This is a genomic window from Shinella sp. 1A1 (genome assembly GCF_055379515.1).
The window spans coordinates 1,204,682-1,224,977 of the sequence record NZ_AP039672.1 but is presented as its reverse complement, the minus strand read 5'-3'; the positions used below and the strand labels follow the sequence as shown (position 1 = coordinate 1,224,977).

The following is a 20,296-nucleotide window of genomic DNA, read 5'->3' as shown; positions in this document are numbered from 1 at the left end:
TGATCGAAATGGACGAGAGGACGCTATGTCCAGCACCTGGATGACGACCCGGGCATGGCTTCTCATGCTGCCGCTTCTGGCGATCATGCTGGCCGTCATCGGCTGGCCGATGGTCGACACGGTGCGGCTTTCCTTCACCGATGCCAAGCTGGTGGGCCTCGGCGGCAGTTTCGTCGGCTTCGACAACTACGCGAAGATGCTGACGAGCAGCAATTTCCTTCGGGCGCTTTCTGCGACCACATGGTTCGCCGTCGTCTCGGTGACGGCGGAAATGGTGCTCGGCGTACTCGCCGCCCTGCTTCTCAACCAGCAATTCTATGGCCGCACGGTACTGCGCGCCCTGCTCATCCTGCCCTGGGCGCTGCCGACGGTCGTCAACGCGACGCTCTGGCGGCTGATCTACAATCCGGAATACGGCGCGCTGAACGCCGCGCTGACGCAGGTCGGCATCCTCGATGCCTACCGGTCCTGGCTCGGCGAGCCCGCCACCGCGATGACGGCGCTGATCCTTGCCGACTGCTGGAAGAACTTCCCGCTGGTCGCCCTCATCGCGCTCGCCGCGCTGCAGGCGGTGCCGCGCGACATCACCTCCGCCTCGCTGGTCGATGGCGCCGGGCCCTTCGCCCGTTTCCGCTTCGTCATCCTGCCCTATCTTGCCGGGCCGCTGATGGTGGCGCTGGTGCTGCGCACCATCGAGGCCTTCAAGGTGTTCGATATCATCTGGGTCATGACGCGCGGCGGGCCGGCCAATTCCACGCGCACCCTGTCGATCCTCGTCTACCAGGAAGCCTTCTCCTTCCAGCGCGCCGGCTCCGGGGCCTCGCTCGCCCTCGTCGTCACGCTGATCGTGACGGTGCTGGCGATCGGCTACGGCATGCTGGTGCGCCGCGCTGCGGGGAGTGCCGCCTGATGGAACGCCGCAGCCTCCTCGCCTCGATCCTCATCCATGGTGCCGCGCTTCTTCTGGCGGCCGTCATCCTCGCGCCGATCCTGTGGCTCTTCGTCATGAGCATTTCGCCGGCCGCCGACCTGATGGCGCGGCCGCTGCGCTGGTGGCCGGGCACGGTGGATTTCTCGCGCTACGCCAACCTCCTGTCCACCGTGCCGAACAGCGCCGGCGCCTCCTTCGTCGCGTCGCTCGTCAACAGCATCCTCGTTGCCGGCATGGCGACGATCGCCGCCATCGCGCTCGCCATTCCGGCCGGCTGGGCCGTTTCGCGCACGCCGTCGGTCGGCTGGTCGCTGTCGCTCGTCATCGCCACCTACATGCTGCCGCCGGTCGCGCTCGCCGTGCCGCTCTACATGGCGCTCGCCGCGCTCGGGCTGCTCAATTCCGTCTTCGGCCTTGCGCTCGTCTATCTCAGCATCCTCGCGCCCTTCACCACCTGGCTGATGAAATCCGGCTTCGACGGAATCCCGCGCGAGATCGAGCAGGCGGCGATGATGGACGGGGCGAGCCTCTTTGCCACCCTGCGCATCGTCACCCTGCCGCTCGCCATGCCCATAGTCGCGACGTCGGCGCTCTTCGCCTTCCTGCTCGGTTGGGATGAGTTCTTCTATGCGCTGCTCTTCACCTCCGACCAGCGCGCACGCACGCTGACGGTCGCAATCGCCGACCTCGCGGGTGGGCGCGTCTCCGATTACGGGTTGATCGCGACCGCCGGCGTGCTTGCCGCATTGCCGCCGGTGCTGGTCGGACTTCTCATGCAACGGGCCCTGATTTCCGGCCTCACCAGCGGCGGTGTGAAAGGATGACGATGACGACGAATGCGACACGGCCGGAAGGGCTCCGAGCCATCGACCGGGAAATGGCACGCCAGCACGCCGATGCGCTGGCCTCCTTCCACGCCAACGGCGCCATGGCGGCACGGGCCGCCGAAAGCCTCAAGCGGACCGGCAGGCTCCTTCTTCTCGGCATGGGCGGCTCGCATGCCGTCGGCCGCGCGGTCGAGCCGCTTTACCGCCGCCTCGGCATCGACGCCATTGCGCTGCCGCTCTCCGAACAGCTCTGCGCGCCGCTCGTTCTCGACGGTCGAACCGTCTTCATCACCTCGCAGTCGGGCGAGAGCGCCGAGGTCCTGCGCTGGTTCGGCGAGACGGGCGGCAATGCGGAAACCTTCGGCTTCACGCTGGAGGGTGGCTCGTTCCTCGCCCGCACCGCGCCCTGTCTTGTCGGCGCGGGTGGCACGGAGCGGGCCTTCGCCGCCACACGCAGCCTGATGGTGAGCTTCGCGCTGCATCTTGCCATCCTCGGCGCGCTTGGCGAGGAGATGGGGCCGGCCATCGCCGCGCTGGAGAACCCGGCGGAACCCGCCATCGAGGAGGCGCTTGCCGCCCTTTCGGGCGTTCGCTCCGTCGTGACGTCGGGCCGGCATCTGCAGGGCCTTGCCGAAGCCATCGCGCTCGGCTTCACGGAGCTGTCGCGGGTGCCGTGCTTCTCGCTGGAAGGCGGCCAGTTGCGGCATGGGCCGATGGAGATGCTGTCGCCGGAAATGGGCGTCGTGCTCTTCCGCGGCAACGATGCGACCGCCGACCTGGTGACGGCCATGGCGGTCTCCGTGGCCGAGGCCGGCGCGAAGCTCGTCGTCTTCGACGCTTCCGGCCGTCCGGCGGTGGCGGGGGCCGCGACGATCGCCTTCCCGCCCTCGGCGGGGCTTGCCGCCATCTTCTCCATGCTGCCGACGGCGCAACGCCTGATGATCGCCTTTGCCGCCGCCCGTGTCGCCGATGCCGGAACGCCGGTGCGCTCCAGCAAGATTACCCGGAGTGAATGAGTGAGACCGCTTGCCGTCGTCGGAAACGTCAATGTCGACCTGATCATGGGGCCGGCCGCGCCCTGGCCGCAGCCGGGCACGGAGATCATCGTCGACCATGACGAGCTGCGTGTCGGCGGCTCCGCCGGCAATGCGGCGCTTGCCTGGATGGCGCTCGGCACACCCTTCGAGATCGCGGCCAGCATCGGCAGCGACCGCTTCGGTGCCTGGCTTGCGGAAGGCTTCGGCGCGCGGGCGCGGAACTGGCCGGTGCATGGCGACAGCACGACGCTTTCCGTCGGCATCACACACCCGGACGGCGAGCGCACCTTCTTCACGACGCGGGGGCACCTGCCGCTCTTCAGCCTGGAGGATGTCTTCGCGGTGCTCGACGGTTCGCGCCTTGCCGGTGGCATCGCGCTTCTGTGCGGCTCCTTCCTCACCGACCGGCTGGTGGAGGACTACGACCGCTTCTTCGACTGGGCGGACCGCCACGGCATCGCCGTCGCGCTCGATACCGGCTGGCCGCTGCACGGCTGGACGGAAAGCAACCGGGTGGCGGCGAAAGGCTGGCTGTCGCGCTGCCGCATCGCCCTCTTCAACGAGGTGGAGACGACGAGCCTTGCCGGCGTCGCCGATCCGGTGGAGGCCGGCCGCATCCTGCAGCGCGGCATGCCGAAGGACGCCATCGTCGTCGTGAAATGCGGGCCGAATGGCGCCATCGCCGTCGATGCGGATGGCGGGCTCTTGCGGGCCGAGGCCCCGCGGGTTGCGGTGGTCGACACGATCGGCGCCGGCGACGTCTTCAATGCGGCGTTCCTTGCCGCCTATGCCGGGGGCAGGGGGCTGGAAGCGAGCCTTGCGGCCGGTACGACCGTCGCCTCCACGGCGATTTCCACCCATCCGAGGCGGTATGTCCCGACCGCCGAGAAAGGACCGGCATGAGCACGCTGACCATCGAGGCCATCCGCAAGAACTACGGCGCCGTCGAGACGCTGAAGGGCATCGACATCGCGCTGGAAAGCGGCGAGTTCCTCGTGCTGCTCGGGGCGTCGGGCTGCGGCAAGTCCACGCTGCTCAACATCATCGCCGGCCTCGCCGAGCCGACGAGCGGCGATATCCGCATCGACGGCCGCTCCATCGTCGGCATGCATCCGAAGGACCGGGACATCGCCATGGTGTTCCAGTCCTATGCGCTCTATCCCAATCTCACTGTGCACCGGAACATCGGCTTCGGCCTGGAAATGCGCAAGGTGGCCAAGGCCGAGCGCGACCGGGCGGTGGTGGAAACGGCAAGGCTCCTCCAGATCGAGAATCTTCTCGAGCGCAAGCCCGGCCAGCTTTCCGGCGGCCAGCGCCAGCGCGTCGCCATCGGCCGCGCACTGGTGCGCAACCCGAAGATCTTCCTCTTCGACGAGCCGCTCTCCAACCTCGATGCCAAGCTGCGCATGGAGATGCGCACGGAGCTGAAGCGGCTGCACCAGATGACGAGGACGACCGTCGTCTATGTCACCCACGACCAGATCGAGGCGATGACGCTGGCGACGCGCATCGCCGTGATGCGGAACGGCCGCATCGAACAGCTCGACACGCCGGAAGCGATCTACGATCGGCCGGCGACGCTCTATGTCGCGACCTTCGTCGGCGCGCCGCCGATGAACCTCCTTGCCGCCACCGCCGGGCCGGACGGGGTGAAGGTCGAAGGGACGGATATCGTGCTTGCGGTTCCGGGGGTGGAAAAGCTCGCGCCGGGGCGCAAGCTGGTGCTCGGCCTGCGCCCCGAGGCCGTGAGAACCGGCGGCGAGGGGCTGCGTCTTGCCGCGCGCTGCGAGGTCGCCGAACTGACAGGGCCGGAGCGCATCGTCACCGTCACGGTTGGCGGCCAGCGCCTCGTCGCGGCGCTCCCCGCCTCCGCCCGCATCGAGGCCGGTGAGGATGTGTTCCTCACCGTCGATCCCGCCGCCCTCCACGTCTTCGACGCGGAAACGGAGCAGCGGCTCAACTGAGCCGCCGCGCGTCAGACCTCGAACACGTCCTCGAAGGATTCCGGGAAGCTCTGGCGGGCGACCCGCTCGTCGATCATCAGCATGGCCTCGTAGGAGAGCGGATCGAAATCCTTCTCCGCCGGCACGACCTCGCGGCCGAAGAGCAGGCTGAGGCGCGCGGCGTCGAGATTGCCCCGCTCGAAGGGCTCGTCGCCGAAATGATGCCAGAGGGCATGCAGGAACGCCGCGTCGATGCGGTGTTCCGCCGTGCCCGGCCGGGCGCGCCGGGGCAGCGCCTTGATGGGCGTCACGCCGCGCGGATTGGCGCGGCGGATGGTGAACTGCACGCCGGTCCCCGGCATGCCGGAGGGAAAGCCGCGGTGCTTGGTCATGTCGGGCAGGTTTGCCATGTCGATTCTTCCTACGCTCTGCCGCGCTTGTCCTCGGTCTGCGTGTCGAAGTCGGAGGCGTCGTGCCGCTCGTGCAGCTGCTCCGATGGGTCGCCGGTGAGGCGGTTGACCATGCGGCCGCGCTGCACCGCCGGGCGGGCGGCGATCTCCGCCGTCCAGCGCTGGACGTTCCTGTAGCTCTCGACTTCGAGGAACGTGCCGGCATTGCCGTACTGCTTGTTCTGCGCAAGGCTGCCGTACCAGGGCCAGATCGCCATGTCGGCGATGGTGTAGTCGGCGCCGGCCATGAAGCGGTTGTCGGCGAGATGGCGGTCCAGCACGTCGAGCTGGCGCTTGACCTCCATGGCATAGCGGTCGATCGCATATTTGATGCGGATCGGCGCATAGGCATAGAAATGGCCGAAGCCGCCGCCGAGGAAGGGGGCGGAGCCCATCTGCCAGAACAGCCAGTTGATCGCCTCGGTGCGGGCGCGCGGCTCGGCCGGCAGGAAGGCGCCGAACTTCTCGGCGAGATAGAGCAGGATCGAGGCGGATTCGAAGACGCGCAGCGGCTTGCCGCCGTCCTTCGGCGCATGGTCCATCAGCGCCGGGATCTTCGAGTTCGGATTGACGTCGACGAAGCCGGAGCCGAACTGGTCGCCATCGCCGATGCGGATGGGCCAGGCGTCGTATTCGGCGCCCGCATGCCCGGCGGCCAGAAGCTCCTCCAGCATGATCGTCACCTTCACGCCATTGGGCGTGGCGAGCGAATAGAGCTGCAGCGGGTGCTTGCCGACGGGCAGCGCCTTGTCATGCGTCGGGCCGGCGACGGGGCGGTTGATATTGGCGAAAGTGCCGCCGTTTCCCTTGTCCCAGGTCCACACTTCGGCCGGCTCGTAGCCGGCGGGGAAATTGTCGTTCGGAGATTTCTCGGTCATGCAATCCATCCTTCTGGTCGGCGGAAGCATAGCCAGTTTCGCGGCGCAAAGTCACTATGGACGGGAAAGATACGCGGGCTCTATCCCCGGCGGCGGGCCGGGACGCGAAAGGGATCGGGAGCGTGACACCCCCGATCCGGAGGCGGGGACGGTGCGGCAGGCCGCCCGTCCCGCGGGGAAGTCCCGTCAGGCCGGCAGCGGCTTGCCGGCGCGTGCCGAGCGCAGGGCGTAATAGATCACGCCCGCGATGGCGACGCCGAAGAACCAGCCGTAGACGCCCCACCAGGACGGCATGATGGAGGTCAGGCCCGGCAGGATCGACGAGAAGACGATGCCGATGCCGGCGGCGATCAGCGCGTTGACGTGCCAGCCGTTCTCGAAGCGGAACTCGCCGTCCTCGCGGTAGAGCGCCTCGACATTCACCCGGCCTTTGCGGATGAGGTAGTAGTCGACCATCATCACGCCGAAGATCGGGCCCATCGTGTTGCCGACCATGTTGACGAAATGGGCGGCCCCGCCTTCCCAGGGCGCGAACGGATAGAGCACCAGCGCGATCAGCGCCGCGATATAGCCGCCCCGCTTGAAGTCGATATGCTTCGGAAAGACGTTGGCGAAGTCGAAGGCCGGCGAAACGAAGTTGGCGACGACGTTGATGCCGAGCGTCGCCACCGCGAAGGTGAGCGCGGCGAGCAGCGCCAGGAAGATGCTGTCGAACTTGGCCGAGATCTGGTCGGGATAGAGCAGCACCTCGCCATAGACGTTATAGGCGGCGATGGTGGTGACGCCGGCGACGAGCGAGAAGAGGATCAGGTTGACCGGCAGGCCCCAGAGATTGCCGACCGTCAGCGAGCGTTCGCTCGGGCAATAGCGCGAGAAATCGCAGAAGTTGAGATAGAGCGCCGAGAAATAGGTCACCCAGATCGCGGCGACCGCCGTCAGCGCGGCGAAGGATCCCGGCGTGCCGGGCACGCCCGCATCCTTGGTCTTCTCGAGCAGCACGTCCATCGGGATCGTGTGGTTGAAGGAGAAGCCGCCGGATTTGACGACGAGATAGACGGCGAGCAGCAGCATCATGATCCAGACGGCCGGGCCGGCCCAGTCCTGGAACTTGCGCACCGTTTCCATGCCGTTCTGGATGATGAGGAGCTGCAGGCCCCAGACGATGACGTAGCAGATCAGCTCCAGCGTCGAATGGCCGAGCATGTGGCTCGACTGGTGGAACTGCAGGATGCTCTCGTTGCGGATGAGCAGTGCGACGATGGCGCCCGAGGCCGCCGCGGTCTGCGCGCCGTACCAGAAGCAGGCGACGATGGCGCGCACCAGCGCCGGGAAATTCGCGCCCCAGATGCCGAAGGAGGCACGGGCGAGAACCGGGAAGGGCACGCCCGTGCGCACGCCGGCAAGGCCGACCATGTGCATGAGCACGAAGATGACCAGCGAGCCGATGCCGATCGCGAGCAGGAAGTTGACGAAGCTGCCGCAGAAGAGAAAGAGGCTGGCGGCGAGATAGTAGCCCCAGAGGCTGTGCACGTCCGATGTCCAGACGTTGAAGATCGAGAAGGCGCCCCAGTTGCGCTTTTCGGCGGGCGCGAGGTCCTCGTTGTACAATTGCGGAGATGCACCGGGTGGTATCGTCATTGTTGTCCCCTCTTGACGTAATGAACCCTGTGCCTATGGAAAGTGATCCTACAGTCATGCCTGTGTCAATGCCGAACCGAACCGTTCGGTACTGCGGCCTTGTCCGGGCGCCTTGCGGAGATAATCCCGCAAGGGCGATAATGCAGAAATGTCAAATGCTTGGCGGCGCATTGCTCGCTTTCCTGCATGGTGTCTTCACGGAAAGCGCACAAGACTTTCAACCTTCGGTTCAAGATGAGGCGGCGAAATGCCCCGTCGTTTCATGGCGCGTTGCCTGCTGGCGCGCGCGAGTCGGTCCCTTGCCGTGGGGCTTTACCGTAGAGGAGATCGACGCTGCCGGGGTGCTGCCATGAACTCTCCATAAATTTGTCCGAATTTTCGCCGCATGGTTGTTTGGAGGGACGATGCGGGCGGACGGGAAAATTCCGGCGCCCGCGCGTGACGGGCAGGTTTCGCCTGCCGTATTTGCGCGTTTGCGGACGGGTTTTGCCGGTGCTAGGAATAGCTGTCCGCAGCAATGGAAGGAGACATCCGCAATGGGATTGTTCGATGGGCTGGGATCGGTGCTGACCGATGTATTGCAGGGCAAGGACGTGAATCTCGGGGCGGTCGCCACGCAGATGTTCGAGAACGCGGGCGGTCTCGACGGGGTTCTCGCGCAGCTGCATTCGGCGGGCCTCAGCGAACAGGTCACATCCTGGGTCGGGACCGGTGAGAATCTTCCGGTTTCTGCCGAGCAGATCCAGCAAGCCCTCTCTTCAACGCAACTTCAGAACCTGGCCAAGACATTCGGGGTCGATCTGAGCGAGGTGCCGACGCTTCTCGCGCAATATCTCCCCAAGGCGGTCGATGCCGCCACGCCGAATGGAACGCTGCCCTCCTGAGCCGGGCGGCCTTCGCAGACATCACGATTCAATCGAGGCTAAATCCATGTTCGAACGTGTCACGCTTATGGCTGCGGGAGCACTCCTGGCTTCCATGGCTTTCGTCAGCCCTGCTTCCGCTCTCACGATGAAGGAATGCAGCACCAAATATCAGGCCGCCAAGGCCGACGGCTCCGCCAAGGACGTCAAGTGGAACGATTTCCGCGCGAAGTTCTGCGGCGCGGATGCCGCCAAGGAAGACGACGCCGATAACAAGGCCGTTGCGGCGACGACCGAGAAGGAACCGGCCAAGGCGAAGATGAAGGCGCCGAAGGGCGTCAGCTTCCCGAAGGCCGTCGACAAGAAATATGCCGGTGAGACCCCGGCGAAGGGGCGTCTGAAGACCTGCGTGGACTCCTATCACGTCAACAAGGATGCCGGCACGCTCAACGACCTGAAATGGATCCAGAAGGGCGGCGGCTACTGGAGCCTTTGCAGCGCGGCCCTGAAGGCCGGCGGCTGATCGCGGTCAAGGTATCCTATCGCATGACGAAGGCCCGCCCTCCCGGCGGGCCTTTATCGTTCGGGGCGTCGAGGCTCAAGCCGCGTTCGGCCCGTCGAGGCGACGGAGCACCGCGATCTCGCTATCCTGGTACAGGGTACGCGCGAATTCCGCAAAGCCGTGCCTATGGGCAAGCCGCATCGAGGGCGCGTTCTCGGGGGCGATGATGCAGGTGACGGGTTTGCCGCGATGGGCCGCGTCGGCCCAGGCGAGCATGGCGTCCAGCGCCTCGCTGGCATAGCCGCGCCCGTGCCAGGCGGGCATCAGGCCCCAGCCGGCCTCCATCGTGCCCGCGATGCTGGGGTCCATGGCGCGGTGCATCTCATGGAAGCCGCCTTCGCCGATCAGCGCGCCCGTTGCCCGCTCCGTGATCGCCCAGAAGCCGAAGCCCATGACGGTCCACATGCCGATCTGCCGGAGAAGGCGGATCCAGCATTGCTCGCGCGTCTGCGGAACGCCGCCGATATAGCGCACGACCTCGGGCATCGCCCACATGGCGGCCATGGCGTCGAGATCGTCGGGCCGGAAGCCGCGCAGCAGCAGGCGTTCTGTTTCTACTACCGGAATGGTCGTCATTGTCCTGGAGCCGGGCGGGAGGGCGGTCGAGCGAAGGGTGCGGACCGCCTTATATCGCCCGGCCGGGCGCGCGCCAAGACTGGCGCCTTGCCTCATCGTTCAGGAGGCCGATGTCAGCCTGACATTGCCGGCATGTCCGCCGCCGCCGAAGACCTGCCGGTCGCCGAAGGAGGCGCGGAGCTGGCCATGGGGGCCGGGCAGGCCGAGTTCGGGGAAGAGCAGCTCGGAGACGCGGTAGGCCTCCTCGACATGCGGGTAGCCGGAGGCGATGACCGTGTCGATGCCGAGCGCCTGGTATTCGCGCAGGCGCGCGGCCACCGTCTTCGGCGAGCCGACGAGGGCGGTGCCCGCGCCCGAGCGCACGAGGCCGATGCCGGCCCACAGGTTGGGCGAAACCTCCAGCCTGTCGCGCCGGCCGTTGTGCAGCGCCACCATGCGCGCCTGGCCGACGGAATCGGAGTTCTTCGTCAGCGTCTCCTGCGCGGCGGCGATGGCGTCGTCGGAAAGCTTGGAGATCAGTCGGTCGGCGGCCTCCCACGCCTCCTCGTCCGTCTCGCGGACGATGAAATGCAGGCGGATGCCGAAGGAGGCTTCCCGGCCTTTCGCGGCGGCGGCCTTGCGGGCATGGGCGATCTTCCCGGCCACCTGCGCCGGCGGTTCGCCCCAGGTGAGATACTTGTCGACGAGGCCGCCGGCGAAATCGATCGCCGCATCGGAGGAGCCGCCGAAATAGATCGGCGGACGGGGCTGCTGCACCGGCGGCAGGCCGAGCTTCGCATCGATCGCCTTGATGTACTTGCCGTCGAGCGTGGAACGGCCCGTCTCGATCAGCTCGTTGAAGACCTGGAAGAATTCGGCGGCATGGTCGTAGCGCTCGTCATGCGGCAGGAAGATGCCGTCGCCGGCCAGTTCCTGCGCGCTGCCGCCCACCACGATGTTGAGGAGGAGACGGCCGTTCGACACGCGGTCGAGCGTTGCGGCAAGGCGGGCGTAATAGGCCGGCGTCGCGGTGCCGGGGCGGATCGCCACGAGGAACTTCAGCCTTTCCGTGCGGGCGGCAAGATCGGCGGCGAGCACGAAGGATTCCTCGCAGGCCGCCCCGACGGGAATGAGCACGCCGGAATAGCCGAGCCGGTCGGCGGCAACGGCGATCTCGCGCAGATAGCCCGGATCCGGCGGACGGGCGAGCTCGTCGGAACCGAGATAGGCGCCATCGCCGGAACTGGGGATGAACCAGAGGAAATCGAGGGGCTGGTCGGACTTGCTCATGCGCTGTCTTCCGGGTTGGGGAATGAGAATGCCGGTACGATAATAAATTCTATAGTTTGAGTAAGGAATTATATTCTCTTGTAGCGCCCCGGCGGGATTATTCCTTGCGCAGGGCGGGCGATGGGGCGCCTGCGGGCGGGGAGGCGGAGCCTTCCTTGCCACCCGCAAGGCGCCGCTCCAGCCAGCGGCTGTAGCGCGAGGCGCCGAAGCAGATCACGAAATAGAGGACGGCCACGACGATATAGGCCTCGTTGTAGAAGCCGAGCCATTGCGGATCGGCGGCCGAGGCGCGGGCGGCGTTGAGAAGGTCGAAGATGCCGATGACGGCGAGCAGCGAGGTCGCGAGCAGGAAGCCGATGGCAAGGTTCACCATGCCGGGGATGACGATTCGCAGCGCCTGCGGCAGAATCACCAGGCGCTGGGTGCGCCAGTAGCCGAGGCCGAGCGCCGTCGCCGCTTCGGTCTGGCCGCTGGGGATGGCCTGAAGGCCGGCGCGGATGACCTCGGCGATATAGGCGGCCCAGAACAGCGTGACCATGAGGATGGCGCGCAGCATCTTGTCGAAGGAAAGGCCGTCCGGCAGCGCCATCGGCAGGATCAGCATGGCGACATAGAGGATGGCGACCATCGGCGTGCCGCGCATCAGCTCGATATAGAGGACGGAAAAGGTGCGCAGGCCCCCGAGCATCGAGCGGCGGGCAAGCGCCAGAAGCACGGCGATGGGCGTCGCCGCGGCGAAGCACACCGCCCAGACGAAGAGCGTCACCGGCAGGCCGCCCCACTGGTTGGACGGAATGGGCGTTGTGGTGAAGGCGCCCTGCATCAGGAGCCAGCAGGCAAGGATGGTCAGCGGCCAGGCGACGAGCAGCGGCCGCCCCCAGAAGCGCGGCAGCGCGCTTGCCGAAAGGATCGCGCCGAGGAGCACGATGACCAGCGACGGCCGCCATTGCAGCTCCGGCGGATAGAAGGCGAAGAGGATGAAGCGCAGCTTCGCCGTGACGAAGGCCCAGCAGGCGCCCTCGCGGCTGCAGGCCTCCGCATTGCCGGAAAAGGTGGCGTCGAGCACCGCCCAGCGCAGGAACGGCGGCACGACCTGCGAGAGGACGAGAAGCGTCGCAAGGGTGATGAGCGTGTTGGTGCGCGTTCCGAAAAGGCCGGTGCGCAGCGCCGGCAGCAGGCGGGAGGCGGTGGCGGTCATCGTCTCGTTCCCCTCAGCGCGACGCGGCTGTTGTAGAGGTTCATCAGCGCCGAGAGGGCGAGATTGATGGTGAGGAAGGCGCCTATCAGGATGATCAGCGCCTCGAGGGACTGGCCCGTCGTGTTTGCCGTCGTGTTGACGATACTGACGAGGTCGGGAAAGCCGATGGCGACCGCAAGGCTGGAATCCTTGGTGAGGTCGAGATAGCTCGACGTCGTCAGCGGCGTGATGACGCGCAGCGCCTGCGGCAGCACGACGAGGCGGATGATCTGGCCGTCATGCAGCCCGAGCGCCCGCGCGGCCTCCCACTGGCCGGTGCCGACTGACTGGATGCCCGCCCGCACGATCTCCGCGATCAGCGCGGCGAATTTCACGACGAGGCCGGTGAGCAGCGCGGCGAATTCCGGCGAGAGATTGAGCCCGCCCCGGATGTTGAAGCCGGAGAGCGCCGGCATCTCGGCTTCCGGCCGGGCGCCGGAAAGAAGGAGGAAGGCGAGGGGCGCCGCGACGGCGAGCGCGAGTGCGGCCGATCCGGTCCGGCGCGTGAGGCGGCGGGCGGCGCGCAGGAGGAGAAGGAGCACGACGGCGGCAAGGCCGGCGATGCCGAGCGCTACGGCCAGTCCGAACGGCCCGCCCTCCAGCGAGATCGCGGGAATGTAGACGCCGCGATTGGTGAGGAAGACGGAGCCGAAGAGGGCGGCGGCCTGGCGCGGCGCCGGCAGCGCCTTGGCAAGCGCCATCCAGAAGAAGAGCTGCAGCAGGAGCGGCATGTTGCGGGTGATCTCGATGAACCAGCGCACGAGGCCGGAAAGCAGCAGGTTGCGCGAAAGCCCCGCGACGCCGACGGCGACACCGAGGATGGTCGCAAGGACGCAGCCGAGCAGCGAGACCTTCAGCGTGTTGACGAGGCCCGCGAGGATCGCGCGCAGATAGGTATCGCCGGCGCGGAAGGCGATGGGGCTTTCGCCGATCTCGAAATTGGCGGAGCTGGAAAGGAAGCCGAAGCCCGGCAGGATGCCGATGCGCGCCATCGTTTCCAGCACATTGCCGACGAAGAGCGCGCCGAGCGCGGCGATCGCGAGGAGGAAGGCGAGCTGGCCGAGCGGCCAGCCGCCCCACCAGGCGCGGATCTTCCCGAGGATGCCGGGCCGCGGAGGGCCCGGCAGGACGGTGCGGAACACGCGTGGGTCAGGGATCGGCGCATTTCCGCTCTTGCTCGAAGCACGAAAATGCTCCCTCTCCCCGTTCTTACGCAATTCCAGGCGCAACACCGCTGTTCTCTTTGCCGTATCGCTCAGCGGAACGGCGGCGAATAGAGCAGGCCGCCATCGGTCCACAGGCTGTTGTAGCCACGCTCCCAGCCGAGCGGCTTGAGGTTGCGCTCGAAGATCTCGCCGTAGTTCCCGACCGTCTTGACGATGTTGTAGGCCCATTTCGGATCGAGCCCGATCTCGTTGGCGAAGGACGGGTCGACGCCGAGGAAGCGCTGGATGGCCGGGTCTTCCGACTTCAGGAATTCATCGACATTGGCCGAGGTGATGCCCCATTCCTCGGCCTGGATCGTGGCGTTCACCGTCCAGTTGACGAGTTCCAGCCAGCGGTCGTCGCCACCGGCGATCGCCGGCGCCAGCGGCTCCTTGGAGAGGCGCTCGGGCAGCAGCACGTAATCGTCGGGCTTCTTGAGCTGGGTACGTTTGCCGACGAGGTCGGAGGAGTCCTGCGTGATCGCGTCGACGCGGCCGGATTCGAGCGCGTCGATGAACTGCCCGGTATCCTCGATGGTGACCGGCGTGAAGGACTTGCCCGTCTTGCGGAAGAAGTCGGCGACGTTCAATTCGCCCGTCGTGCCGCTCTGCGCGCCGATGGTCGCGCCGTCGAGATCGGCGGCCTTCGTCACGCCGAGGTCCTTACGAACCAGGATGCCCTGGCCGTCATAAAAGACCGTCGGGCCGAAGTGGAAGCCGAGCTTGAAGGCGCGGGTGGTCGTCACCGTCACGCCGGAAAGCAGGATGTCGAATTCGCCGCTCTGGAGGGCGGGAAGGCGCTGCTGCGGCGAGGAATTGGTGAATTCCACCTTGTCCGGGTCGCCGAAGACGGCAATGGAAAGGGCACGGCCGAAATCGACGAAGAAGCCCTGCCACTTACCGTTGCCGTCGGGGGCGAAGAAGCCGGGCGTCGTGCCGACGCCGACCTTGATCGTGCCGCGCTGGTTGATCTTGTCCAGCGTCGGGCCGGCATGGGCAAGTCCCGAAAGCATGGTGGTGGCGAGGAAAGCCGCGGCCGCTGCCGCCTGGATCGCCCGCCGGAAGGTCTTCTGCACTGTCATGTCGAAATGTCCCCATTTTCAAAAGAACCGAGCTTCTGCTCCACGAAGTTTCGCGGATGCGGAAGATATTTTCATATTATCTATAAAATTACTGTATTTAAGAAATGCCCATCCCAAATTGGAATGCCGGGGTGGAAATTGCTTCTCTAGAAAGCAGGCCGGGCGGCCGGTTTTTGACCAAGGCGGAAGAATGGCGCCGGCAGAAGGTTCTTGCGAATTTCATCAACGCCGCGGGGAATTAGCGGTTTGCTAACCATGATTTGCCACGCTGTCCCGCCTTCACCCTCCTGATGATGCCCATGCGCCCGCGATATCTGCTTCTGGCCACCGCCGTTTCCGCGGCTTTCCCTATGACGGCGCTGGCCGGAGAGGGTGATTTCTTCGTCGGGCTGGATGTGCTCGGCGGCTTTGCCCTCGGCGCCTCCAGCACCACCAACGGCGGGGCCGGCTTCGGCACGGTGGACGAGGTGCGGTTCGGCGGTGCGATAGGCGGCGGTGCCCATATCGGCTATCGGCTCGATCCGGACCTCTCGGTCTCCCTCGGCTATCAGCATATTCGCAGCAATATCAGATGGAGCGCGGATTTCCTGGTGAACCCGCCCTTCTCGGCCGGCACCTCGGATTTCAAAGGCATGGCGAGTAGCGACGTCATCCTGGGCAGCGTCGCATATGACATGCCCCTCTCCGAGGCCACCACGCTCAGGGGCACGGCCGGGCTGGGACTGACGTTCAACACCCTTTCCGGCGTGACGGAGACGGACAGGGGAACGGGGAGTTTCGTGTCCGATGTCGCGGACCATACGAAGATCGGCCCCGTCGCGCAGGTCGGCGCCGGTGTCCGGCACAGGATCGCACCCAATGCCGTGCTGGGCCTCGATGCCCTGGTTTCCTATGCGGGTGGGTTCGAGACCGGCAATACCCGTTTCGGTAATTTGGGTACGACACCCATCAATCCCTATGAGATCGATCGTGTGCTGCGCGTGAATCTCGGCGCTTCCATCCGCTTCGCGTTCTGAGGGGAGGGCCCTTCCGCTTTCCCTGAAGGGCTGTCGCAGACTTTCGCTTGCCCCGCCAGCTATCGCCGCCGCATGCCAAATCCATCGCGCCGGCCCTCGATGAAAGAATATTTCCCTTTCCGACGCCATAATAATCTATAAAATCTATAAACAAAATTAGTTGTTGCTAGGATGGTCCCATCGTCATTCGAGGGGACATCCGATGAGCCAGCAGTCCGAAACCATCCTTTCCAAGGGGCTGTCGCGCCGCGGCCTGATCAAGGCCGCCGGCGTCACGGCTGTTGCCGCCACCGCCGGCGTGATCGGCGCGCGCTCGACGCGCTATGCCATTGCCGGCAACCTCATTCCGATCAAGCTGGAATGGACCGAGGTCGCCGCCTGCCATTCTCCCGTTGGTTTCGGCCTTGCCAAGGGCATCTATGCCAGGCACGGCCTCGATGTGGAATTGTTCTACCAGGGTTCGAGCGGCCAGACGCTCATCCAGGCGCTCGCCACCCGCAAGGCCGAGGCCGGCCCCGGCCTTCTCTACGACTGGCTGAAGCCGATCGAGCAGGGCTTCGACGTGCGGCTTTTCGCCGGCTCGCATGGCGGCTGCCAGAGCATCCTCGTCAAGCCGGACTCCGATATCAAAACGCTGACCGACCTCAAGGGCAAGACCATCGGCACCTTCGACGTCATGTCGCCCTCGCGCGTCGCCTTCTCGGTCGCGCTCGCCAAGGCCGGGCTCAACCCGGAAACCGACGTCACCTGGAAGGTCTTCCCCTTCGATCTCGTCGCCGAGGGCGTGCTGAGGGGCGAGGCGGATGCCGTCGCGCATATGGATCCCTGGGCCTATTCCTACGAGAAGCAGCACGGCTTCCGCCGCGTCGCGGACACGCAGACCGGCAGCTTCAAGGATCGCGTCTGCTGCGTGCTCGGCGTCAACGGCGACTACTACGAGGCCAACAAGGACGCCATCAAGCGCGTCGCGGCGGCCAATCTCGAAATCCACCAGTACACGGCCAGGCACCCCGGCGAGGTGGCCAAGTGGTACTTCGACACGCTGAAGCCGGGCCTCTCTCTGGAGGACCTGACGGAAGTCCTCGCCGCCTTCACCTATCACGACCACTGGTTCGGCAAGGACCTCCTGAAGGAGGTGCAGATCGGCTACGAGGACCTGAAACTGACGGGCGTCATCGACGCCTCGACCGACCCCGCGGAAATCGCCGGCCGCGTCACCATCGACATCTTCGCGTGATCCCGATGAGCGCGGCGATAGAGGAAACATTCGGCGGGGCAGGGCGGGGGGCCTTCTCCCTGCCTTCCGGCAGGATCTGGCGAAACGGCCTTTACGCTGCCGGCACGTGGCTTCTCGCCGCGGCCGTCACCTATGGCCTGCCGGATGTCATCACCTGGGGTGCGACGGCGCTTTTCGCCGCGGTCACCCTTGCCGGCGCGGGGCTCTTTCTCGCGCTGTCGTTCACCGTGCACAGGCTCGGCCGCTTCGGCCGCACGCTGGTGCATTACGGGCCGTGGCTCATCGTCCTCGGCCTCTGGCTTGCGGGCTGGGAGGTGCTGACGGCCAAGCTCGGCTGGCTGCCGAAGCCGTTCTTCTCGCCGCCGCAGGGCCTGCTGCATGTCTATGTGACGGACTGGGAGCGCCTGCTCGTCTGCGTCGCCTATACCGGGCGGCTCTGGGGGCTCGGCTTCTTCTCGGGCATCCTCGCCGGCTTTGCCGGGGGCGTGGCGCTCGGCTGGTCCAAGCGCTTCGCCTATTGGGGCATGCCGCTCCTGAAACTCATCGGCCCGGTGCCGGCGAGCGCGTGGATCCCCTGCACCTTCTTCCTTTTCCCGACGACGTTCCACGCCTCGATCTTCCTCGTGGCGCTTGCCTCGGGCATTCCCGTCGCGATCCTCACGGCGGCCGGCGTCGCGCAGGTCAATCGCGCCTATTACGACGTCGCCCGCACCCTCGGCGCGGACAACCGCTTCCTCATCTTCAAGGTCGCGATCCCCGCCGCGCTGCCGAACGTCTTCGTCGGCGTCTTCATGGGGCTCTACTATTCCTTCGCCGTGCTGGTCGTCGCCGAGATGCTCGGGGCGAAGTTCGGCCTCGGCTGGTACCTCCAGTTCAACACCGCCTATTCGGCCTATGCCAATGTCTATGCCGCGCTGATCGTCATGGCGCTGATCTGCGCCGGGCTCGTGCGCCTGCTCTTCATCCTGCGCGACCAGCTCCTCGGCTGGCAGAAGGGGATCCTCTGATGTCGCTCGCTCTTGCCGAAGCCACGCCCGCAAGCAGCATCGCGCTCGATATCGAGGGCGTGACCCATCGCTACGACCTCGACGGCAGAGGCCTTGCGGTCCTCGACGATGTCAGCCTTTCCCTCGCGCCGGGCGAATTCGTCGCTCTTCTCGGCCCCTCCGGTTGCGGCAAGTCCACGCTGCTGCGCCTTGCCGCCGGGCTGGAGACGCCGACGACGGGCAGGGTGCTGGAGGACGGCCGGCCGATCGCCGCGCCGGACCCGGACCGCATCCTCGTCTTCCAGGACGCCACACTGTTTCCCTGGCGCACCGTGCGCGCCAACATCGCGACGGGCCTGGAGGCGCGCGGCCTCATCCGCGAGCGGGAATACCGCATCGACGAGGTGCTGAAGCTGGTGAAGCTGGAAGGCTTTGCCGATTTCTACCCGCACCAACTTTCCGGCGGCATGGCGCAGCGCGCCGCGCTTGCCCGGGCGCTGGTCAACGATCCGAAGCTGCTGCTGCTCGACGAGCCCTTCGGCAAGCTCGACTCGCTGACGCGGCTGAGGATGCAGAACGAGCTTCTCGATCTCTGGAAGAACGCCGGCTTCACCGCGCTCCTCGTTACGCACGACGTCGAGGAGGCGCTGCTTCTGGCCGACCGGGTGATCGTTCTGTCCGACCGGCCCGCCGCCATCGTCGCGGAGGTGCGCGTCGGCCAGCCGCATCCGCGCCGCCGGGACGATCCGGACCTCGTCGCGCTTCGCCGGTCATTGCTGGAAAAGCTGGGGATCTCCCATGACGTCTAGCACGCGCCTTTCCTACCATGCCGTCGCGCTCGCCGGCGGCGTCCTCGCGCTCCTTTCCGTCGGCTGGTGGTGGCTGATCTTCGGCAAGGTGGTCGGGAACGACTATCTCACCGTCCGGCAGGCCGTCACCTGCCTTGCGGGCACAAGTGACCTCTGCACGCTCGCCCAGGCGCTCTGCACCGAGGATCACCTCTACGGCATCCGGTGGTACGCGCCGGAAGCCTTCTGGGCCGCAGCGGCCATTCTCGTCGCGGGCGCCCTTCTGTCCATCCGTCCCTCGCGCGCCCGAGGGCGCCTCACCAAAGGAGAAGTGTCATGACGATCCATCAATCCCCCGAGGTCGCCGAACAGGATATCGTCGAGGTCCTGGCCGGAACCGCGACCTTCAAGAGCCGGCATCCCGAAACCATCGCGCTCCACGGCGGCAGCTTCCGCTTCGATCCGTCAAGCGGCGCGGTGGCCGTGCCGATCTACCAGACGAGTTCCTTCCAGCTGCCCGGCACGGACGGCGCCGACAAGCTCTTCGCGCTGGAAGCGCCCGGCCATCTCTATACCCGCGTGTCCAACCCGACGCAGGACGCCTTCGAGCAGCGCCTTGCCGAGCTTGAGGGCGGGGCGGCGGCGCTGGCGGTCTCTTCCGGCCAGGCCGCCTCGGCCTTCGCCATCCTCAATCTGGCGCGGGCCGGCGACAATATCGTCAGCGCCGCCGGCCTCTATGGCGGCACCTGGGCGCTCTTCGCCGCGACGCTGAAGAGCTTCGGCATCGAGACGCGCTTCGTCGACGCGGCGGATCCGGAAGCCTTCGAGAAGGCGACCGACGCGCGCACCCGCGCCTACTATGCCGAATCCCTGCCGAACCCGAAGCTGGAGGTCTTCCCGATCGCCGAAGTCGCGGCCATCGGCCGCCGCCACGGCATTCCTCTGATTATCGACAACACGGCCGCGCCCCTCATCATCCGGCCGCTGGAGCATGGCGCGGCGGTCGTCGTCTACTCGACCACCAAATATATTGGCGGCCACGGCACCTCCATCGGCGGCGCCATCGTCGACGGTGGCAATTTCCCCTGGGCTGACCATGCCGCGCGCCAGCCGAACCTCAACGAGCCGGATGCGAGCTATCAGGGCAGGACGTGGATCGAGAAGGCGGCGGCGATCGCCTTCCATCCCTATATCCTGCGCGCCCGCGCCGTGCTGCTGCGCGATCTCGGCGCGGCGATCAGCCCGCAGAACGCCTTCCAGTTCATCCAGGGCCTCGAAACGCTGCCGCTGCGCCTTCGCCAGCACAACGAGAACGCCGTGAAAGTGGCCGAATACCTGAAGGCCCACCCGAAGGTGGAGCGGGTGATCTTCCCGAAGTTCCAGGAGGGCGCCGCCAGGGCGCGGGCGGAGAAATACTTCAAGACCGGGCATTTCGGCGCGCTTGTCGGTTTCGAGCTGAAGGGCGGGCGGGAGGCGGGGCGCCGCTTCATCGACAGCCTCCAGCTTTTCTACCACCTCGCCAATATCGGCGATGCGCGGTCGCTGGCGATCCATCCGTCGACCACGACCCATTCGCAGCTCTCGCTGGAAGACCAGCTCGCGACGGGCGTCACGCCCGGCTATGTGCGGCTTTCCATCGGCCTCGAACATGCCGACGACCTGATCGCCGATCTTGAAAGAGCCATAGCGCTGGCCTGAAGCCGGCCGCCTGATCGGCGTGCGACCCCGGCGCTCCCTCCTCGCGCCGGGGTTTCCTCCGGCCGGTTCTTCAG

Annotated in this window: 21 protein-coding genes; 13 read left to right on the top strand and 8 right to left on the bottom strand. The window is 66.4% G+C overall.

The features are described from left to right. Window positions 1-25: 25 nt before the first annotated feature. From ACZ48C_RS22455 to ACZ48C_RS22435, 5 genes are read left to right on the top strand one after another with little or no spacing between them, the layout of a single operon-like run. The gene (locus ACZ48C_RS22455; protein WP_119255230.1) at window positions 26-910 is read left to right on the top strand and encodes a carbohydrate ABC transporter permease; all 885 of its coding nucleotides are present in this window, start codon (window positions 26-28) and stop codon (window positions 908-910) included. Then, window positions 910-1,755: a carbohydrate ABC transporter permease gene (locus ACZ48C_RS22450; protein WP_119255229.1), complete on the top strand. Its 846-nt coding sequence runs from the start codon at window positions 910-912 to the stop codon at window positions 1,753-1,755. Before ACZ48C_RS22455 ends, ACZ48C_RS22450 begins: the two co-directional genes overlap by 1 nt. Continuing rightward, a complete protein-coding gene (locus ACZ48C_RS22445) occupies window positions 1,752-2,774 on the top strand; it encodes an SIS domain-containing protein (RefSeq protein ID WP_464783035.1) in 1,023 nt (340 codons plus the stop codon). The genes ACZ48C_RS22450 and ACZ48C_RS22445 overlap by 4 nt, the downstream gene beginning before the upstream one ends. Beyond that, window positions 2,775-3,698: a PfkB family carbohydrate kinase gene (locus ACZ48C_RS22440; RefSeq protein ID WP_464783034.1), complete on the top strand. Its 924-nt coding sequence runs from the start codon at window positions 2,775-2,777 to the stop codon at window positions 3,696-3,698. Then, window positions 3,695-4,759: an ABC transporter ATP-binding protein gene (locus ACZ48C_RS22435; protein WP_464783033.1), complete on the top strand. Its 1,065-nt coding sequence runs from the start codon at window positions 3,695-3,697 to the stop codon at window positions 4,757-4,759. The genes ACZ48C_RS22440 and ACZ48C_RS22435 overlap by 4 nt, the downstream gene beginning before the upstream one ends. 11 nt (window positions 4,760-4,770) lie before the next feature. On the opposite strand, the gene ACZ48C_RS22430 is transcribed toward ACZ48C_RS22435, so the two are convergent. The 3 genes from ACZ48C_RS22430 to ACZ48C_RS22420 form a co-directional block, all read right to left on the bottom strand. Continuing rightward, window positions 4,771-5,148: a hypothetical protein gene (locus ACZ48C_RS22430; protein WP_318912996.1), complete on the bottom strand. Its 378-nt coding sequence runs from the start codon at window positions 5,146-5,148 to the stop codon at window positions 4,771-4,773. Between the two features lie 11 nt (window positions 5,149-5,159). Then, on the bottom strand, window positions 5,160-6,065 hold the full coding sequence (yghU, locus tag ACZ48C_RS22425; protein WP_464783032.1) for a glutathione-dependent disulfide-bond oxidoreductase: 906 nt from the start codon (window positions 6,063-6,065) through the stop codon (window positions 5,160-5,162). A 186-nt stretch (window positions 6,066-6,251) separates the two neighbouring features. Next, window positions 6,252-7,703, bottom strand: a complete 1,452-nt coding sequence (locus ACZ48C_RS22420) for an NCS1 family nucleobase:cation symporter-1 (protein ID WP_318912994.1) — start codon at window positions 7,701-7,703, stop codon at window positions 6,252-6,254. Between the two features lie 536 nt (window positions 7,704-8,239). Between ACZ48C_RS22420 and ACZ48C_RS22415 the strand changes: the two genes are divergently transcribed. Continuing rightward, window positions 8,240-8,587 carry a YidB family protein gene (locus ACZ48C_RS22415; protein ID WP_119255223.1) on the top strand — a complete coding sequence of 116 codons (348 nt, stop codon included), beginning with the start codon at window positions 8,240-8,242 and terminating at the stop codon, window positions 8,585-8,587. 46 nt (window positions 8,588-8,633) lie between these two features. After that, window positions 8,634-9,089: a hypothetical protein gene (locus ACZ48C_RS22410; protein WP_464783031.1), complete on the top strand. Its 456-nt coding sequence runs from the start codon at window positions 8,634-8,636 to the stop codon at window positions 9,087-9,089. Between the two features lie 75 nt (window positions 9,090-9,164). On the opposite strand, the gene ACZ48C_RS22405 is transcribed toward ACZ48C_RS22410, so the two are convergent. From ACZ48C_RS22405 to ACZ48C_RS22385, 5 genes are all read right to left on the bottom strand, one after another. Next, on the bottom strand, window positions 9,165-9,704 hold the full coding sequence (locus ACZ48C_RS22405) for a GNAT family N-acetyltransferase (protein WP_464783030.1): 540 nt from the start codon (window positions 9,702-9,704) through the stop codon (window positions 9,165-9,167). 99 nt (window positions 9,705-9,803) lie between these two features. Next, entirely contained in the window at window positions 9,804-10,973 is a 1,170-nt protein-coding gene (gene ssuD, locus ACZ48C_RS22400; RefSeq protein ID WP_464783029.1) for an FMNH2-dependent alkanesulfonate monooxygenase, read from the bottom strand. Between the two features lie 97 nt (window positions 10,974-11,070). Beyond that, on the bottom strand, window positions 11,071-12,171 hold the full coding sequence (locus tag ACZ48C_RS22395; protein WP_464783028.1) for an amino acid ABC transporter permease: 1,101 nt from the start codon (window positions 12,169-12,171) through the stop codon (window positions 11,071-11,073). Continuing rightward, complete coding sequence (locus ACZ48C_RS22390) at window positions 12,168-13,352, bottom strand: amino acid ABC transporter permease (RefSeq protein ID WP_464783027.1); 1,185 nt, start codon at window positions 13,350-13,352, stop codon at window positions 12,168-12,170. The genes ACZ48C_RS22395 and ACZ48C_RS22390 overlap by 4 nt, the downstream gene beginning before the upstream one ends. Window positions 13,353-13,465: 113 nt before the next feature. Then, window positions 13,466-14,497, bottom strand: a complete 1,032-nt coding sequence (locus tag ACZ48C_RS22385) for an amino acid ABC transporter substrate-binding protein (protein ID WP_464783026.1) — start codon at window positions 14,495-14,497, stop codon at window positions 13,466-13,468. A gap of 350 nt (window positions 14,498-14,847) precedes the next feature. On the opposite strand from ACZ48C_RS22385, the gene ACZ48C_RS22380 reads away from it, so the two are divergent. The 6 genes from ACZ48C_RS22380 to ACZ48C_RS22355 all read left to right on the top strand — a co-directional run bounded on the left by ACZ48C_RS22380 (window position 14,848) and on the right by ACZ48C_RS22355 (window position 20,222). Beyond that, complete coding sequence (locus tag ACZ48C_RS22380; RefSeq protein WP_464783025.1) at window positions 14,848-15,513, top strand: hypothetical protein; 666 nt, start codon at window positions 14,848-14,850, stop codon at window positions 15,511-15,513. A gap of 202 nt (window positions 15,514-15,715) precedes the next feature. Beyond that, on the top strand, window positions 15,716-16,750 hold the full coding sequence (locus ACZ48C_RS22375) for an ABC transporter substrate-binding protein (RefSeq protein ID WP_464783024.1): 1,035 nt from the start codon (window positions 15,716-15,718) through the stop codon (window positions 16,748-16,750). Window positions 16,751-16,755: 5 nt separating this feature from the next. Further along, window positions 16,756-17,757, top strand: coding sequence for an ABC transporter permease (locus ACZ48C_RS22370; protein WP_464783023.1), 1,002 nt, complete (start codon window positions 16,756-16,758; stop codon window positions 17,755-17,757). Continuing rightward, window positions 17,757-18,545: an ABC transporter ATP-binding protein gene (locus tag ACZ48C_RS22365; protein ID WP_464783022.1), complete on the top strand. Its 789-nt coding sequence runs from the start codon at window positions 17,757-17,759 to the stop codon at window positions 18,543-18,545. The genes ACZ48C_RS22370 and ACZ48C_RS22365 overlap by 1 nt, the downstream gene beginning before the upstream one ends. Continuing rightward, entirely contained in the window at window positions 18,535-18,864 is a 330-nt protein-coding gene (locus tag ACZ48C_RS22360; protein ID WP_464783021.1) for a hypothetical protein, read from the top strand. Before ACZ48C_RS22365 ends, ACZ48C_RS22360 begins: the two co-directional genes overlap by 11 nt. Further along, window positions 18,861-20,222: an O-acetylhomoserine aminocarboxypropyltransferase/cysteine synthase family protein gene (locus ACZ48C_RS22355; RefSeq protein WP_464783020.1), complete on the top strand. Its 1,362-nt coding sequence runs from the start codon at window positions 18,861-18,863 to the stop codon at window positions 20,220-20,222. Before ACZ48C_RS22360 ends, ACZ48C_RS22355 begins: the two co-directional genes overlap by 4 nt. Window positions 20,223-20,296 lie beyond the last annotated feature (74 nt).

What these genes read in the sequence shown, in the direction of transcription:
- ACZ48C_RS22455 (WP_119255230.1), top strand. Translation starts at nt 26, where the DNA reads ATGTCCAGCACCTGGATGACGACCCGGGCATGGCTTCTCATGCTGCCG.
- ACZ48C_RS22450 (WP_119255229.1), top strand. Translation starts at nt 910, where the DNA reads ATGGAACGCCGCAGCCTCCTCGCCTCGATCCTCATCCATGGTGCCGCG.
- ACZ48C_RS22445 (WP_464783035.1), top strand. Translation starts at nt 1,752, where the DNA reads ATGACGATGACGACGAATGCGACACGGCCGGAAGGGCTCCGAGCCATC.
- ACZ48C_RS22435 (WP_464783033.1), top strand. Translation starts at nt 3,695, where the DNA reads ATGAGCACGCTGACCATCGAGGCCATCCGCAAGAACTACGGCGCCGTC.
- ACZ48C_RS22430 (WP_318912996.1), bottom strand. Translation starts at nt 5,148, where the DNA reads ATGGCAAACCTGCCCGACATGACCAAGCACCGCGGCTTTCCCTCCGGC.
- yghU (WP_464783032.1), bottom strand. Translation starts at nt 6,065, where the DNA reads ATGACCGAGAAATCTCCGAACGACAATTTCCCCGCCGGCTACGAGCCG.
- ACZ48C_RS22420 (WP_318912994.1), bottom strand. Translation starts at nt 7,703, where the DNA reads ATGACGATACCACCCGGTGCATCTCCGCAATTGTACAACGAGGACCTC.
- ACZ48C_RS22415 (WP_119255223.1), top strand. Translation starts at nt 8,240, where the DNA reads ATGGGATTGTTCGATGGGCTGGGATCGGTGCTGACCGATGTATTGCAG.
- ACZ48C_RS22410 (WP_464783031.1), top strand. Translation starts at nt 8,634, where the DNA reads ATGTTCGAACGTGTCACGCTTATGGCTGCGGGAGCACTCCTGGCTTCC.
- ACZ48C_RS22405 (WP_464783030.1), bottom strand. Translation starts at nt 9,704, where the DNA reads ATGACGACCATTCCGGTAGTAGAAACAGAACGCCTGCTGCTGCGCGGC.
- ssuD (WP_464783029.1), bottom strand. Translation starts at nt 10,973, where the DNA reads ATGAGCAAGTCCGACCAGCCCCTCGATTTCCTCTGGTTCATCCCCAGT.
- ACZ48C_RS22395 (WP_464783028.1), bottom strand. Translation starts at nt 12,171, where the DNA reads ATGACCGCCACCGCCTCCCGCCTGCTGCCGGCGCTGCGCACCGGCCTT.
- ACZ48C_RS22385 (WP_464783026.1), bottom strand. Translation starts at nt 14,497, where the DNA reads ATGACAGTGCAGAAGACCTTCCGGCGGGCGATCCAGGCGGCAGCGGCC.
- ACZ48C_RS22380 (WP_464783025.1), top strand. Translation starts at nt 14,848, where the DNA reads ATGACGGCGCTGGCCGGAGAGGGTGATTTCTTCGTCGGGCTGGATGTG.
- ACZ48C_RS22375 (WP_464783024.1), top strand. Translation starts at nt 15,716, where the DNA reads ATGAGCCAGCAGTCCGAAACCATCCTTTCCAAGGGGCTGTCGCGCCGC.
- ACZ48C_RS22370 (WP_464783023.1), top strand. Translation starts at nt 16,756, where the DNA reads ATGAGCGCGGCGATAGAGGAAACATTCGGCGGGGCAGGGCGGGGGGCC.
- ACZ48C_RS22365 (WP_464783022.1), top strand. Translation starts at nt 17,757, where the DNA reads ATGTCGCTCGCTCTTGCCGAAGCCACGCCCGCAAGCAGCATCGCGCTC.
- ACZ48C_RS22360 (WP_464783021.1), top strand. Translation starts at nt 18,535, where the DNA reads ATGACGTCTAGCACGCGCCTTTCCTACCATGCCGTCGCGCTCGCCGGC.
- ACZ48C_RS22355 (WP_464783020.1), top strand. Translation starts at nt 18,861, where the DNA reads ATGACGATCCATCAATCCCCCGAGGTCGCCGAACAGGATATCGTCGAG.